At 59.7% G+C, this 16,278-nt stretch carries 11 protein-coding genes; 5 read left to right on the top strand and 6 right to left on the bottom strand.

Annotated elements, in window-relative coordinates; genetic code table 11:
- Nucleotides 1–3 precede the first annotated feature (3 nt).
- From tsaD to KF841_13725, 3 genes are all read left to right on the top strand, one after another.
- Complete coding sequence (gene tsaD / locus KF841_13735; GenBank protein ID MBX3396419.1) at nucleotides 4–1,152, top strand: tRNA (adenosine(37)-N6)-threonylcarbamoyltransferase complex transferase subunit TsaD; 1,149 nt, start codon at nucleotides 4–6, stop codon at nucleotides 1,150–1,152.
- A 78-nt stretch (nucleotides 1,153–1,230) separates the two neighbouring features.
- Nucleotides 1,231–2,346 (top strand): ATP-binding protein, encoded by a 1,116-nt coding sequence (locus KF841_13730; protein ID MBX3396418.1) that lies wholly within the window; start codon nucleotides 1,231–1,233, stop codon nucleotides 2,344–2,346.
- A 75-nt stretch (nucleotides 2,347–2,421) separates the two neighbouring features.
- Nucleotides 2,422–4,167, top strand: a complete 1,746-nt coding sequence (locus KF841_13725; protein MBX3396417.1) for a hypothetical protein — start codon at nucleotides 2,422–2,424, stop codon at nucleotides 4,165–4,167.
- Between the two features lie 38 nt (nucleotides 4,168–4,205).
- On the opposite strand, the gene KF841_13720 is transcribed toward KF841_13725, so the two are convergent.
- From KF841_13720 to KF841_13705, 4 genes are all read right to left on the bottom strand, one after another.
- Nucleotides 4,206–5,144: an ABC transporter permease gene (locus KF841_13720; GenBank protein ID MBX3396416.1), complete on the bottom strand. Its 939-nt coding sequence runs from the start codon at nucleotides 5,142–5,144 to the stop codon at nucleotides 4,206–4,208.
- A 3-nt stretch (nucleotides 5,145–5,147) separates the two neighbouring features.
- Nucleotides 5,148–6,650: a sugar ABC transporter ATP-binding protein gene (locus KF841_13715; GenBank protein ID MBX3396415.1), complete on the bottom strand. Its 1,503-nt coding sequence runs from the start codon at nucleotides 6,648–6,650 to the stop codon at nucleotides 5,148–5,150.
- Nucleotides 6,651–6,701: 51 nt separating this feature from the next.
- Nucleotides 6,702–7,694 (bottom strand): substrate-binding domain-containing protein, encoded by a 993-nt coding sequence (locus tag KF841_13710; GenBank protein MBX3396414.1) that lies wholly within the window; start codon nucleotides 7,692–7,694, stop codon nucleotides 6,702–6,704.
- 234 nt (nucleotides 7,695–7,928) lie between these two features.
- Complete coding sequence (locus KF841_13705) at nucleotides 7,929–10,403, bottom strand: PAS domain S-box protein (protein ID MBX3396413.1); 2,475 nt, start codon at nucleotides 10,401–10,403, stop codon at nucleotides 7,929–7,931.
- 360 nt (nucleotides 10,404–10,763) lie between these two features.
- Between KF841_13705 and KF841_13700 the strand changes: the two genes are divergently transcribed.
- Nucleotides 10,764–12,461, top strand: coding sequence for an alkaline phosphatase family protein (locus KF841_13700; GenBank protein MBX3396412.1), 1,698 nt, complete (start codon nucleotides 10,764–10,766; stop codon nucleotides 12,459–12,461).
- 106 nt (nucleotides 12,462–12,567) lie between these two features.
- Here the strand turns inward: KF841_13700 and KF841_13695 are convergent, their stop codons facing one another.
- Nucleotides 12,568–13,827 (bottom strand): MltA domain-containing protein, encoded by a 1,260-nt coding sequence (locus KF841_13695; protein ID MBX3396411.1) that lies wholly within the window; start codon nucleotides 13,825–13,827, stop codon nucleotides 12,568–12,570.
- Between the two features lie 242 nt (nucleotides 13,828–14,069).
- On the opposite strand from KF841_13695, the gene KF841_13690 reads away from it, so the two are divergent.
- Nucleotides 14,070–15,386 (top strand): thioredoxin family protein, encoded by a 1,317-nt coding sequence (locus KF841_13690; GenBank protein ID MBX3396410.1) that lies wholly within the window; start codon nucleotides 14,070–14,072, stop codon nucleotides 15,384–15,386.
- Nucleotides 15,387–15,395: 9 nt separating this feature from the next.
- Here the strand turns inward: KF841_13690 and KF841_13685 are convergent, their stop codons facing one another.
- Entirely contained in the window at nucleotides 15,396–16,112 is a 717-nt protein-coding gene (locus KF841_13685; protein MBX3396409.1) for a PEP-CTERM sorting domain-containing protein, read from the bottom strand.
- Between the last annotated feature and the right edge of the window lie 166 nt (nucleotides 16,113–16,278).

Genomic DNA, 16,278 nt, shown 5'->3' with positions numbered 1-16,278 from the left:
AAAATGACACGAATCCTCGGCATTGAAACAAGCTGCGATGAAACCTCCGTTGCCGTCGTCGACGACGGTCGCCAGGTGCTTTGCAACCTCACTGCAACACAGTTCGATCTGCACGCGAAGTACGGCGGCGTCGTGCCGGAGATCGCCTCGCGCGCTCACATCGAAAAGCTCGACCTGCTCATCCGCGAGGCGCTGACCCAGTCAAACACGACGATCGATGAAATTGATGCCATTGCAGTGACACGCGGTCCGGGCCTGATAGGTTCGCTGCTTGTCGGGGTCACAGCCGCGAAAACAATCGCATGGAGCTGGACTAAACCGCTCGTTGGCGTCAACCATATCCACGCCCACGCCACCAGCGCCGCAATCGACTTGGACCGGCACCCGTGGCCGGCCATCGCGCTGGTCGTGTCCGGCGGACACACCTCTCTCTACCATGTGCTCAGTCCACTTGATGTGCGACTCCTGGGCGGGACCATCGATGACGCAGCCGGTGAGGCGTTCGACAAGGTTGCGTCCATCCTGCAGCTCGGATTCCCCGGCGGGCCGATCGTCGACAAGCGCGCCAGGCGGGGTCGCTCCGATGCCGTGCGTCTGCCGCGATCCCGGCTCGATCCAAACTCGCTCGACTTCTCATTCAGCGGGCTGAAGACCGCGGTGCTTTACCATGTCCACGGTCCCGGCCGGACCACCGGCGGATTTGACCGACTGACTGAAAGCGATCTCGACGACATCTGCGCTTCGTTCAGCGCAGCCGTCATTGACGTACTGGTCGATAAGACAATGCTCGCAGTTCGGCAAACCGGTGTCGGAGCGGTGGTCGTCGGTGGTGGCGTCGCGGCCAATTCCATGCTCCGTGACCGGCTGGCGGTTGCTTGCGCGGCGGGGACCGGCCATGCGATCAACCGGGAAAAACGCCAAAGGTCGAAGTCCGGCCGCGCGTCCGACACCACTCCCGTCGCCACCCCAGTGGACTCTTCGCCAACGAAGGCCGCCGAGGGCCCGCCCGGGCCGATCGCGCTGCACTTGACGCCGATGAAATACTGCACAGACAACGCCGCCATGATCGCCGCACTGGGCTATCATCTGTTCGTGAACGGCCGCCGGGACGATCTGAGCCTTTCCGCCACTGCAAATATCGCAAAGCTGTAAGCCAAAACCCTCTTAGCCGAGGGAAACGCGAATCCGAGTTTGCATATTCCCGACATCATCCGCGATAATCGAGAGAATATGTCTGTCTCATACGAAACCTACGAGCGTCTGAAGGACCGGGGCCTGGCCTCCTATAAGAATGGTGACTATGCCGCCGCCAAGCCGTTCCTCATGCAGGCTGCGGACGCGATGATAAAGATCGCCGCGGAAACGCCCGACGCCGCGCAGCGCAATCGGCGCAAGGCGATGGCAGCGGAACTGATCGAGTTTGCCCGACAATGCGATCAACGGGTCGAAGATAAGCGCACGAATCGACGCGCCGCCGCGAAGGATGGCGACGATTCCGGAGCAAAAGCCGGAGACTGGATCGTGCGCGAGGTGCCGGACATCGGCTTCGATGACATTGCCGGACTTGACGATGTCAAACATGAAATCCGGCTCAAAATGATCTACCCCTTCGCGCATCCCGAACTGGCTGAACAATATCGGATCGGTGTCGGCGGCGGACTGTTGCTCTACGGCCCGCCTGGCACTGGGAAGACCATGATTGCTAAGGCGATCGCGAAGGAAATCGAAGCGACAATGTTTGTCGTCTCGCCCGCACAAGTGCTCAGCAAGTGGGTCGGCGAGGCCGAGCAGAATATTCGCAAACTTTTTGAAGCGGCCAAGGCCGAACCAAAAGCTATTATATTCATAGATGAGATTGAAGCGCTCGTCCCGAGCCGACGAGACTCCAACAGCAGCGTCATGACGAGGGTCGTGCCGCAGATTCTACAGGAAATCGAGGGCTTCGATCGCAAGGGAAGCCGGCCGCTCCTGTTCGTCGGAGCAACGAACGAACCGTGGGCACTGGACTCAGCCATGATGCGGCCTGGCCGTTTCGATTCGAAGGTGTACGTCCCATTGCCTGATGCCCCTGCGCGGCACCGGCTGCTTGAGATTTACCTCGGCAAGCGGCCGGTCGGGACTGACGTGGATTTTGGGGAATTGGTCCAACGCCTGAATGGTTACAGCGGTGCCGACATCAAGGCCATCGTCGAGCGAGCTGCGACGATACCCTTCATGGAAGCCGTCGGAGGCGGCGAGCCCCGGCCGATCTCCAGATCAGATCTGGAGCAGATGACCAAAGCGACACCGCCCAGCGTCTCGAAAAAAGACCTGATCCGTTTCGAGCAGTTCGCGGAGGCGAACTGACGCAGCCTTTCAGGGTCGAAGACGAAGGCGGCATACCGGCGACAGATGGAGTTCCTTGATTCAAAGTCGTGACCCATGTCCGAAAGATTCGACCTCAACAGACTCCTGACAGACCCAGATCTGGTCGCACGCATTGCGTCGGCTGAAGAACTCTTCGGATTCTTCACACGCGAGATTCAAGTCCCGGCGTCATGCATCGCGCTCGGCTACGGCAAGAGCCGACAGCCCGCCCTCATGACCGGCGGTCAGACTGTGGATGCGGATCACGCTGCCGAAATACTTTTCGTGAGATCGGTTCCGTTCCAGCTCGAATATGCCATCGGCAACCTGCCGTCGAGCGACGGATTCTCCTTCGGCGCCATCGTCAAACTTTCCGTGCAGGTCATGCCGGAACGCATCGATCTCGAAGCCTTCCGGCAGGCGGTCGTCGGCAGCCGTCGCATTGTCAATGTCGATCGGCTGCATCAGCATTGCGCCGCCGCGGTCCACGCCGCGACCGAGAAGTTCGTTCGAGCCCGCGCCGCGTCCGATCTCGTCTCGTCAGCGACCTGGAAGGAGTTCGACGACGAATTGGCCGAGTTATTCAAGCCACTCGGATTCGATTCGGGCTTGGCGCTGGGTCGCGATCCACGAATTACGCTCCACTCGGCCGCCTATGAGGAGACTCGACAGGAATCTCGCGCCGCCGCGCTTCGGGCCGAACGTGACCGCGAAGAGCATGCCCGGCGCGAAGCGGCAGCCGGGGCGCGCGAAGCCCGCTTCGAAGAAATCAAGGCAATGGTCGCGAAGCTCGAATCGGTGGCCGGCGCGAGTGGTGCTTTTCACGTCGCCGACGTTATCAGATATTTTGACGTCGCCCAGCGCGGACAGCTCTATCAGGGACTCATGGCGAGCCATGTCTCCGCCAATCCGGCGCGGTACATCCTCCTCGTTGCCGGAGGCGACCTGGTCTGGTTCGAGCCCTCAAACATTCAGGTGCCTGCGCGAAAGCAGTCCCTCCCGGACGACGTGGGCGCTTTGCGATCCGTGCGAATCGCCGAGACGGCCGGCCAGCGATCGATCGTCGTCGGCGCGCGTAACGGCGTGCATGTGCTGAATGAAATTGGCGAACACGTTCGAACCTTCCGATTCGTTCCGTCTGAGAGCCTTCGCGGTGGAGTCAACGCCGCCACATTGACACCAAAGGACGTCTTCGCGACGCACTCCGAAGTCGGGTTGTTGCACTGGGCGATTGACCACCCGGACGCCATGAAACTCTGCCTGACGGATTTCACGGAAGGAAGCAGGGCTGTTCGAGATGTGCAGACCGACGACGCCGGCAGAATCTGGCTCGCCGTTGATAATCTCTCAATCGGCTGGAGGCCCGGCGATGAATCACCGGCCTTCGTCTTCGCGGCGCCATCGGAAATCACATCGCTCATCATCGCGGACCATCACGCCATCGCCGGTCTGCGAGATGGCGCCGTCGTTCGCTGGCTGATCGGTGATTCCAGGCCGGACATGCAGACCCTGAGGTCTGCAATGGGAAAGCCCGTTCAGTCCCTCGAATGGCATGCCGGCGGCGGCATCCCGCGACTCCTGATCGGCGACGGCCGGCCTCATCTCGATCTGCTTGTGCTGGGTGACAGCATAACGGCACAGTTTCGCAGCATGCACGAGCTTCGCTGGGGCTTCGCCAGTGATGATCTGATCGTTGCCGTAAACGATCGCAGGGATCACCTCATCGTCTGGTCGCCTGCCAATCCGGAGATGCCCCGCGGCGCGGTGGCCGTCCGCAGGCTGATCGGTCGATCCATCCAGGATGTGGCCATTCTGTCCTGACAATCGGCGGGCACTTTGGTCCCCCCCCCGGAGGGCGATTATTCATCCTGCTGTAGTTTCGAGAGAAGTACCGCCGCCAGGATGATGATTCCGCGCGCGATGAGCTGCCCGTCTTCGTGAATGTCCAGCAGGCGCATTCCATTGACGATGACCCCGATGAAGACGACGCCGATCAGCGTGCCCCAGACTCGCCCTGAGCCGCCTGTCAAACTCGTTCCGCCGACAATCACGGCGGCGATGACATCCAGTTCCCACCCTTTCGCAACCTCCGGACTCCCCGCGCTCATGCGCGATGCCAGCAGAATCCCGGATAACGCCGCAAGGCTGCCCGTAACCGCCAGGACGCTGACACGCACGCCGGTGACGTTGATGCCGCAAAGCCTCGCGGCCTCCGCATTCCCCCCGACCGCATACACGCTCCTCCCGAACGGAGTGTGAGACATAAGGACATGTGCCGCCGCGAACACACCCGCGAAAATCAGCACAGGAAGCGGAATCCCCGCGACATAGCCGTTCCCAAGATACGAAAATCCCCCGGGAAAACTCGATAACGGATAACCGCCGGTCAGTTTGAACGCCGCCCCGGAAAGCCCCGTCAGCAGCGCGAGCGACGTGATGAACGTCGGCACGTTGAATTTCGCCCTGGCAAATCCGATGAACGCTCCCGATGCCGCGCCGACCGCGATCGTGCAAGGCACTGCAACCCACGGCGACAATCCCAGCTCAACCAGAAACGCGGTCAGGCACCCTGCGAACGCGGCCGCCGATCCGACGCTCAGATCAATCTCGCCGGCAATAATAACCATCGTCATTCCGAACGCGATGATCCCGATCTCCGACACATTCCGAAGCACGAGGAGCAGATTGTCCTTCGTCAGAAAATACTCGCTCTGAAAATGCAGCCAGACGCACACGCCGAGCAGCACAATCTCCAGCACGGCATGGCGCAGCCGCTTCCATATTCGTTCGCCCGTCAAGTCTTATCCCTCGCCCATGCAGGCCGCGAAGAGCCGATCAACCGTGAGTCCCGATGTATCCAGACTCGCCTTCGCCTTGCCGCCGTGAAGCACCACGATGCGATGACACACTTCCAGGAGTTCCTCCAGTTCACTCGAAACAAACACACATGCGATGCCCCGGCTGCTCAGTGATCGCAGAATGTCGAATATCTGCCCCTTGGCCTGAACATCGATTCCCCGTGTCGGTTCGTCAAAGAGCATCACCGACGGCTCGGTGTTCAGCCAGTTCCCGATCACCACTTTCTGCTGATTTCCGCCGGATAGCGAGGTGATTGGACGATCAACGCTCGACACCGCGATCTGAAGTTCGCGCACATTGAATTCGACCATCCGGCGCTGTTTCGAACCACGAATGAAACCCCATGAGCTGATCCGCCGCAATGCGGCCAGACACGCGTTGTCTCGTATCGACATCCGAGGCACGATGCTCTGCGTCTTGCGGCTCTCGGGTGTCAAGGCCACGCCAAGACGTTTCATGCCGGCCGGCGTGGCCCTGCAAACCGATTCCCCGTTCACCAGCACCTCGCCGCGGTCATATCGAAGGCTTCCGAATATCGAATGAAGCAACTCGCTTCGACCCGAACCGAGCATGCCGCCGATACCGACAATTTCGCCTCGACCGACCGAGAACGACACGCCGTTCAGCTTGTCGCGATATGACAGGTCCCTCACTTCCAGAACAGGCGGCCCAGGCTCCACGGCGGACGGTCTGTGCGGCGTCGGCGCCGCGTCCCCGAACATCATGCGCACAACGGTGGGAGTGGACGCCTCGCGAATTGGAATCGTGCCGACCAACTTGCCGTCTCGCAGCGCGGTCACCTCGTCCGCCACCCGCGACAGTTCGTGGAGCCGATGGGTGATGTAAATCACGATCACGCCGCGAGCCGCCAGATTGCGAATCGCCTCAAACAGGCGCTCCACTTCCGTGCGAGCCAGCGCCGAGGTTGGCTCGTCGAACATCACCACGCGCGGACGAAAGGATACCACACGCGCAATCTCGACAATCTGCTGCTGTGCGACGCTCAAGCTGCCGGCCCGGCTTTGCACGTCAAGCGACACACCCAGATCGGCCAGGACCGACTCGGCGATCGCATAGGCCGAACGCCAATCGACAACCGCGGACATAAGACCGCGCCGAAGCGGCAGACGGTTGAGCAGGATGTTCTCGGCCACGCTGAGCGATGGAACCAGGCTCAACTCCTGATGCACCGTGCCGATGCCGCGTGCCAGTGCATCGCGCGGTGAGCGCAGCTCCAGCGCGCGGCCGTCCAGACGCAGTTCGCCGCAAGTGGGCCGGATCGCCCCCGACAAAATCTTGATTAACGTGCTCTTGCCGGCGCCGTTCTTCCCGATCAGCGCCGTCACGCGGCCGACAGTGAATGAAACCGACACGGCATCAAGCGCGACCGTGCCCGGATACTCTTTCCGTAGTGAGATCGTCTCAAGCCGAGTCGTATGCGTCATAGGTCGATTCGTGCCACGATTGGCGAACGCCGACTCACCAGCTCCCACGAATCATTGATCGAGCGACCGAAGATAGGCTTTTAGTCTGGCGTCGTCGCCACGCTGAAACAGTTCGACCGGCACGACTTTCTTCGAGTCCATCGACTTGCCCTTCGACGCGCGAATCGCAGCCTCCATCGCCAGATAACCCATGTCACGCGGCCGCTGGGCCGTGACGGCCCGCAGAATCTTGTCGTCAGCCATGAGAAACTCGATGATCTGCTTGCTCACGTCCGTGCCGAATACGACGATCTTGCCCGCTTTGCCGGCATTCCGAACTGCCGTCACCGCGCCGACCGTCGCTCCTTCGTTCGCACCCCAGATGATATCCGGTTTCTTCACAAGCAATTCACTGACAACTTCGGCCGCCTTCGAAGCGATCCATGCGTCCTGCTCCGCGACAATCTTGATGCCCGGTAGGTTTGCAATCTCTCGCTTGAACCCCTCCAGACGAGCATTGCCCTGCTCCGGTAACTGGCTGGCGAAGCCGATGATCGCGATGTTGGCCTTGCCCTTGCGGTGCTTTCGAACATACTCAACCACCGCTCGGCCGGTCGAAGCCCCGATCTCGGATTGATCGCTCGCCACCGTGCATGCGGGAAAATCGGCGTCGATTGAGTTGTTGTATGTCACGATCTTGATGCCGGCGTCGTGCGCCTTCTTCAGGGCATTCACCGACGCCTTCTCGGACAGCGGTGAGATCACAATCGCCCGCACCTGCTGATTGATCAACGACTCCACAAGCGAAATTTCCTTATCCAGCGCACCCGTGGCATTCTGAGCGGTCATCGTCGCGCCGAACTCTTTCGCCGCAGCCTTCATGCCCGCTTCGTTCGCCCGGAAGAACTGATCCTGCTGCATCAGTATCGCGCCAATCCGTATGTCCACGGTGGGCCGCGTCAGGTCAAATGCCTTGGCAGGCGCTTCCGCAGGCGTTTCGCTCTTCTTCTCGCACCCCACCACCGTCAGACAGAGCAAGCAGCCGAGGCGGACAAACAAACTCATACGTCCCCGGATTCCGCCGCGCGCGTCCGACTGATTCAAGTCGACTTGCATTTCCATATCACTCCTTACCGGATGTAGGTTCACCGGAACATCATCTTACAACGTGGCCGTTCTACATGAAATGACCGAGAATCGTCGCGGTTGAGGCGGTCTGGACGAGCCGAAAGCAGCTGCCCATCGCAATGGCCGCTCAGGGCCGCGCGACGATGCGAGCGCCTGTAATGTATGGAGAAGCTAGGATTGGCGAGGGTAGAATTGGCGGACCACGGCGATCAGGTCCCGAGGGGAAGTCGGCTTGCTCGCATGCCAGTCACAGCCCGCTGCGAGGCAGCGATCCCGGTCCGTCTGCATCGCCGAAGCGGTCAGCGCGATGATCGGCCCGCGGTATCCATCGCGCCGCAGCATTCGAGTTGCCTCATAGCCGTCCATCTCGGGCATCATCATGTCGAGCAGAATCACATCGATCGTCAGATTGACCCGCCCGGCGGCTCGAACGGCATCGACCGCCAGCAGCCCGTTCTCAACCACGGTCACCTCGGCGCCCGCGCGCGTGAGCAGCCGGCTGATCAATCGTTGATTGTCCGGCCCGTCTTCCGCAAACAGAATGCGGCATCCCGCCAGTTCGTCACCCGAAATTCGACACGGCGAGGTCGTCTCCCACGTGCCGCCCGCGACGACATCCCGCGAGGCGGAGGTCTCGGCGACCTGTTCAGTCGGACGACACGGAAGTATCAATGTCATGACGCTCCCGACGTTCTTCGTGCTCTGGACATGGATATCGCCGCCAAGAAGCCGGGCCAGCCGCCGGCTGATCGTCAGCCCCAGTCCCGTGCCGCCGAAGTGACGCGTGGTCGTCACATCGCCCTGCGAGAATGGCTCGAACATCGTCCGCATGAACTCCGGATCGATCCCGATCCCCGTATCATGCACTTCGATGATCAGTTGCTCGCCCGTCCTGCCCGTGTACTTTCGTTCAACCACCAATTGCACGCCGCCGACCTCCGTGAACTTCACGGCATTGCCGACAAGATTCAACAGAATCTGCCGAATTCGCGTGGGGTCGGACATGATTGCGTCAGGCAGCCCGTTGCGAAACTCGTGAACCAGCGTCAGACCCTTCGCTGACGCCCGAACCTGCATCAGCTCCATCACTTCCATGACGATGTCATGCGGCGAACAGGGCACGGACTCGATCTCCAGTTTCCCTGCCTCCACCTTCGACACATCAAGAATGTCGTTTATCAGCTGCAGCAGATGCACGCCGTTGCGCCGGATGGTGTCCGCGGCCTCACGCATATCATCCGGCGAGGTGTCCGGCAGCATCAGCATTTCCGCGAATCCGAGAATCGCAGTCATCGGCGTGCGAATTTCATGACTCATGTTCGCCAGAAATTCACTCTTCGCGCGCGTCGCGGCCTCGCTTTGCGATTTAGCGGCGATCAGTGCGCGGTTCGCCGCCTCCAGCTCCTGATGATGCGCCTCCAGCCGGCGATTCGCCGCCTCCAGCGCCGCGGCATGTTCTGCCGAACGCTGCTGCGCGGCACGCGCCTCCGTGACATCCCGAAGCACGCCGAAAAAAGACAGTCCGCTGTCCAGAAACAGCGGCCGCAGTTGAAGTTGAACCCATCTCGTCCGGCCCGCCTCGCCGACACGAAATTCTCGATTTAGCTCCACCACATCGGAGAATGAACGCCGCCAATCTTCACGAAGACCCGCTTGCTCTTCTGAAACAACCTCCTCGATCCACTCCTCCCCGAATGACTCTGACTGCTTCATCTCCATCATTCGGAACCACTGGCGATTGGCATAGTACACTCGGCCGCGGTCATCAGCCTTGATGATGCCGAACGGCAGGGCTTCATTCAGAGCGCGAAGGTTCTTCTCGCTGCTGATCAGTTCGGCTTCGCTGTGTTTGACCGTCGATATGTCCGTGAAGACGCAAATCAGACCTCTGACGCCGCCGAACGCATCCAGATCCGGTTGCAGCGTAACCTGAAAGAACTGAAGATTCCCCGTCTGTTCGCGGATGTGATATTCAAAATCGACCGCTCGCCCCGAAAGCGTCTCCGCAAAGCAACGAGCACGCTTCTCGTAGATCGATTCACCCAGCACATCGCGGATATGGCGTCCCTTGAGTTCGCCGGCCGCCCCGACCCAGGTCCGAAGAGGCGATCGATTCGAAAACCGCACACGCAGTTCAACATCGAGATAAAGCACGAGTACCGGAAGCGAATCGATCACGCTCTGAAGTTCGGCAGCTTGGGCGAGCAACCGATTCGTCTGCGTCACGTCTCGACTGATCATCACCACGCCGTCGATTTCGCTCGAATCACGCCGCGCCGGCGAGAACGACACTCGTACGTCGAACTTCTCTCCGCCTTTTCGAATATGCACGTCGTCGACCGCGTCAATCTGGACGCCTTCACAGGCGCGTCGGTGTAAGCGTCGCAGGGTCCCATGACGATCCGCGCCCGCGAGCACAGTCCACGGCCGACCGAGTATCTCCCCCTCGCAATACCCATATACCCGCGTGGCCCCGACATTCCACGCGACGATCAATCCCGCCCGATCAACCACGATCACCGCATCCGGCGCGGTCATGGCCGCCGCAGAATCGTACCCATCCGGCAACTGGTTCGACTGAAACGTCGCCGGGCAGTGGCCATCCTCAGATGGCAACTGCGTCGCGGTCGCGGTCAGATTTGACATGGCCTGCCCTGTCATTTCTTCCGGCCCGACCGATGATTGATTGGCACTCGTTCGATTCATGGCGACTAGACCAACTCAGCTTCAACGGCGATAACGAAGCCTAATTCGTGTTGGAACAATTCCGACATTAGATTTGTCCTGATTTCAAGACGAATTGAATACGGACCTGAATTCATCACGCCAAAACTCGCAAAAAGGTCACGAAATGCAAACCCCAATCGCATCGCCTTCAGCCCTTTGCCGCGCGATAATGTCCAAGCTAGAGTGGCGAAAATCCGACTATTGGGGGGCGAACACCCTACACCGCCTTGTATGCGGACTGACCCCTTGAACCGCATTCAAAGAAAGAGCTATCACCAGATGAGTACCAGAACGGCCGCGTTGTCCACATTAATCGTTACCGGCTGCATGCTGATTTCAAACGTGGCTTCGGCCGTCCAACCGAAGCTCGTCGTCCTGATCGTCGTGGATCAACTTCGTGGCGACTTGGTCACCCGATTTGAAGAGGACTTTTCCCAGGATGGATTTCGGCGCCTTCAGAACCACGGCGCGCTCTTCGTGAACGCTAGGTACACATATGGTTCCTCGGAGACCGCCCCAGGGCATGCCAGCGTCGGAACTGGTCGATTACCCCGCTACCACGGCATCGTCGCCAACAAGTGGTTCCCGGAAGATGCCGGCCCGAACGGCATTCATGCCGTCAACGATCCCCAGACACGGCCAGTCCCGATGCATTCGCAGACGACCACGCCGGGGGCTTCGCCATGGCGGCTTATCGGTCCAGGGCTGGGCGACCAGATAAAGCTCTCCGATCGACGTTCACGAGTCTTTTCTGTCGCGCTAAAGGACCGGGCCGCAATCTTCATGGCGGGTAAGCGACCGGATGCGGCCTTCTGGTGGGACCTCTCCACTGGCCAGTTCATTTCCAGCACATGGTATTGCGATTCACTTCCTGAATACGTCACTGCGTTCAACGCCGACCGACCGGCCGATCGATGGTTCGGAAGGAAATGGGAGCTGTTGCTCCCCGAGGCGAATTACGCGGGGTGCCATCCATTTGACTCAGACTGGATGAGCCATCCGGCTTTTGGATCGACATTCCCGCACGCCCTGCCGACGTTTAATCCGGATAAACCGCGCGACTACTACTCCGCGCTCTGGTGCACGCCCTTCGGCAACGAACTGGTCATCGATCTCGCCGAACGCATCCTCACGAACGAAAAACTGGGCCGCGGCAGCGCCGTCGATATGCTCTGCATCGGCCTGTCCTCCAACGATCTCGTCGGCCACTACTTCGGTCCCGACAGCCTCGAAACAAAGGATGTGACGGTTCAAACGGACCGGCAGTTGGCTCGCCTCCTGAAATCACTTGACGAAGTGGTCGGGCTCGACCGATGCCTGATCGCTCTCACCGGCGATCACGGCGCCACATCAACCCCGCTGCTGACTCAGAAGTTGGGACTCGGCGGTGGCATCTTCGACATTCCCACAGTCGAGGCGAGGTTGAACGATCAATTGCAGAGCTTCTTCCCGACGCCCGGATTCGGCAACCCGCCGCACCAGATAGTCATAAGCCTGGACATGCCCTGGTGCTACCTGAACCGGCAGTTGATGGCAACCTTGTCCGAGCCCGATCGGCAACGCGCCATGCAGAAGGCGGTCGAAATCCTCAAGGAATATGATGGCGTTTCGGAAGTGTATCTTGAGAGCGACCTGTCCGGACCCATGCCTTCCAGGGACGAGCAATTCCGCTACCTGGCATGGCGCTGCTGCAAACCGGGTCGATCGGGCGATATCTTCGTACAACTTGCGCCCTTCTGGTACAAAACCGACGACAAAATTTCCGGGCACGACTCCGGAACCAACCAGGACCGGCATGTGCCGATTTACCTGCTCGGACCGCGCATTCGCCCCGGTCGCTACTTCACAGAAGCCGACCCCTGTGACATCGCTTCGACATTGGCGGCGCTGCTTGGAATTGAGGCGCCACTCAACGCGACCGGTCGGGTGCTGCACGAAGCGATTGACACCCGTCCAGTGCTCGGCCCAACCGACTGAGCGGCTGTGCTTCGCCCGCCCGGAGCCAACCGCGCATAAAAACGGAGAGCCCGCGAACAATTGTCCGCAGGCTCTCCAAAATCTCACAACATGGCTTCATCGAGGATCAGCGCCGGCGTCCCATGCCATCATCGACTCGGCCGTTCTCATCACCGCCGCCGGCCACCGATTCAATCGAATTCACGCCATCCTTCGCGAATAAATAGTACATGCGGCCTTCGCTGTAGGTGAAGCCCGCCATCTGCCCCGCCCGATCGCCGACGCCCATGTAAATGTCACAACGGCCAGGAGCGCGAATCGCTGCCCCACGGTCCTGGTCCAGAACGAAATTCCGGAAGGGCCGCATGGTTTGGCCGCCTTCCTCCGGAACCCTGGTATCAAGAAAGCAGAGCGACGCGCGTGGGAAAATCTCTTTGTCAGTTGCGATGGAGTGCAACGGCGTTACGCGCTTGCCCAGACAGCCGTACGGCCCACCCGACGATTCTTTGAAGAAGATGTATCGCTTGTTCTGGAATAGATATTGATCCATGTCCTGCGGATACTGCTGAAAGTGCCGAATCATCGTCGCGAGCGAAAGTCGATTGCGGTCGATCTTTCCATCCGCGATGAGCATCTTGCCAATTGGCGTATAGTCATGCCCGTTATTGCCTGCATAACCCACTTCATAGAGCGATCCATCCGGCATTCGTATAAAGCCTGAGCCTTGTACCGTCACGACATAAGTCTCGAATCGATCGCCGAGCCAGACGAGTTCCTCGCCCGCGAGCAGTCGCTGCGACTCGATTTCCTCCCGCGTTCGCCACGGTCCGCCGACCACGTTGCCCTCGTCGTCTTTCTTGATTTCCGCCGGCAACTTGTAAAGCGGATAGCGGAAGTGCTCGGTCTGCGTCATGCTGCCGTCGAAAATCGGCGAATAGTATCCGGTGAACAGCACCGTGCCCTCATCGTCGCATCCAACCGAAACGTACACATCGAAATACTGCCGTATCAGTTGATTCAGACGCTCGGGACTGTCAGACTGATCAAGCACTTGAAGGAATAGCGGCAGTGTGGCAACCGCCTTCTCATGGGTGATTGGCCCCATCGGAAAGTATTTCCGGCTGGAGGGACTCTTCAGATACAGCATGCTCTGTTGAACAGCTTCCCGAAGTCCGACCCCTTTCGCCTTGTACCAGCCTTCCGCAAAATTCGGGTACTGGGATTCGTCGGTCAGTTTGCGGAGCGCGAACTGGCCCGGCGGTAACGGCCGATCATAGTTCTTTTCGATATTGCCCATCGGAACGGGCTCAACCGGCTTCTGACAACCGGCCATCGCGAACCCGATCACGAGAACGAAAATACAGAACGGAAAACGGCGAAACGGCATGTTCGACTCCTTTCGATTCCAGGAACGGGTCGCGGAGTTCCATCTCCGCCAGGACGAATGCGCGTCCCGATAACCTCATTGATCGGCGAAATATAGCGGAACACGATAACGGTTCGCAATCACCAACCGCCAAATGTACCCTGCTTCGCTCACGTTTTCCGCCGATATTTCAAATCCCGGACCGCATTGTTAAACTACCTGAAGCTGTGAATTCCCCGAAAAAGTCGCGTCAGGAGATCGGAATGAAACGCGAGAGATTGTATCTAATGGCATCCTTGGTCCTGCTCATGGCAACCGCGACCCGGGCGGAAGAGCCCTTTGCCGACCTGACTTTCGACGAGGCCCTCGCGAAGGCCGGAAAAGAGAATAAGGTCGTCATGATTGATTTCTTTACGACCTGGTGTGGACCGTGCAAGATGCTCGATCGTTCGACCTGGCCCAATCCGGACGTGCGAAAGTTGCTCAGCGAGAAGGCGATCCCGATAAAGGTCGATGCCGAAAAGAATCGTCCCCTCAGCCAGAAATACGCCATTTCCTCCTATCCGCAGCTCGTATTCATCAGACCGGACGGCACTGAAATTGACCGCATTGTCGGATTCGTGGGGCCTGACGTATTCATTCAGAGCGCGTCCGGCCCGCTTGCCGGAAAAGACCGTATCACGATCATGAGAGAAGCGCTGGCATCCAATCCAAACGATCCGATTCAACGATTGCGCCTCGGTGACGCGATGGTTCAGCGCGGCAAGCTCGATGAAGCGCTCGTCGAGTATCTCTGGTGTTTCGATGAGGGACCCAAACACAAGCCCGAATTCGCGAGTATTCGCAACGCGTTTCTTGCCGGAAAGATCGCCGGCCTGGGCCAGCGAAATCCGGCCGCCGTCGCCGCACTCGAGCAACGCCGCGGTGAAGCATCCAAGGCGCTTCTGGCCGCGACCGGACGGGCTGAACAGGGTGCGGACGCCGCCGCTGCGCCGAAGCATTCGCTGACCGAATCGGCCGCGACCGTCGTGGCGATCGACCGCGCCCTGATGCGCTCGGCAGGCTCCATTGCGCTATACGACCAGCTCAAGTCACAGGGTGAGACCGCCACCGATGCACGAAGAGCGCTCGCGAGCAGTCTGTTCGATGCGCTTTGGAACGCGAAACGGTATGAGGACATGCTCAATGACTGCGGCGATCCCGACAAGCGATTCGGTGACGATGTCGCCCGTTACACGGCGGGACTGCCGGAAATGGAGAAACAGGACCCGCGGGCAAAAGAGTTCATGCGTGCCCAGGTCATCACACCCGCTGCGAGATTCGTGGAAGCGCTTCTGGCGACAAAACGGCTCGACGCCGCTGACGCCCTGTCCAGGAAGGTGATCGAATTCGATGGGACGGGCCGAGCGTATGCCGCGCTCATCTCGAATGCCGTTCGGGCCGGTGATAATAAGTTCGCCGAATCGCTGGCGGCGCAGGCCAGACAGAAGCTGTCACCCAAGGAACTTGCCGCCATCGAACCCGTGCTCAGAAGCATCCCCGGCGAAGTCGCGCCGACATCCGCTCCGGCCCAGCCATGATGCCACGGACTATCGCCGTCTGCGACGCCTCATCACGAGCGCCCCGAAGGCGAGCAGCGTCGCGGTTGCAGGCTCCGGCACATATTCGCTCGTATGCAGGATCTCCAGCTCTTTCTTTTGAATGAGAGCGGTTGTGCCCGCCTCGCTTCCAACTGACACTTCGTTGTCGATTGTCAGCTTGACTTCCGAAATGCCCAAACCGCTGAGGTCGATGACGAGCAATCCTTCCGCGACACCGAACTGCGAACCGGGCAACGTGAAACTCGATGAAGGCGAAAAGCTCATCGGGCCACCGAACAGTCCATGCCCCCCGGGCGTCACATCTTCAACCGTGACCTGGCTGAAAATACTCGCAAAGGTCGCGGCCGTTCCTCCACCCAGAAGCGAATAGTCCGCCTGTTCCCGAAGAACGAGATAGTCGAGAAACTCACCGGCTGCCGCTCGGATATTCATGGTCAGAACGCCACTCATCACATCCGATGTCCCACCGAATCCAAATGCCGCAAATGCCGAAGGCTGAAAAATGAGCTTATCCCCGGCACGAATCGGTTCCTCAAAGATTGGCGGCGTGCCCGTTGTCGAGTCCTCCGTCACCTGCAGAAAGTCGACGCCGCCCGGAGCGGGCGACGGAAAGTCACCATGATTGAACGGAGACGCAACGGCCGGCGAAACGCCATGAGTCGCCCACGCGCAAAGTGTCAGCGCAACCGCGATCCTGATTCTCATAGGAAGTTCCCCCCACTCGTGAGTGGATTTGTTCAGACAGCACGATCAGTGACGCTGCACGGATGTCGGGCGTCATGATCGAATGATCAATCGATGTTAGGAACGGCCCACGGGCAAATTCAAGCCGGTCGCGCGCGGAAGTGCCACCACCACGCCCGAAAATGAC

It is taken from the genome of Phycisphaerae bacterium, from assembly GCA_019636475.1.
Lineage (GTDB): Bacteria > Planctomycetota > Phycisphaerae > UBA1845 > UTPLA1 > JADJRI01.
This window is presented reverse-complemented; position numbering and strand designations above follow the sequence as displayed.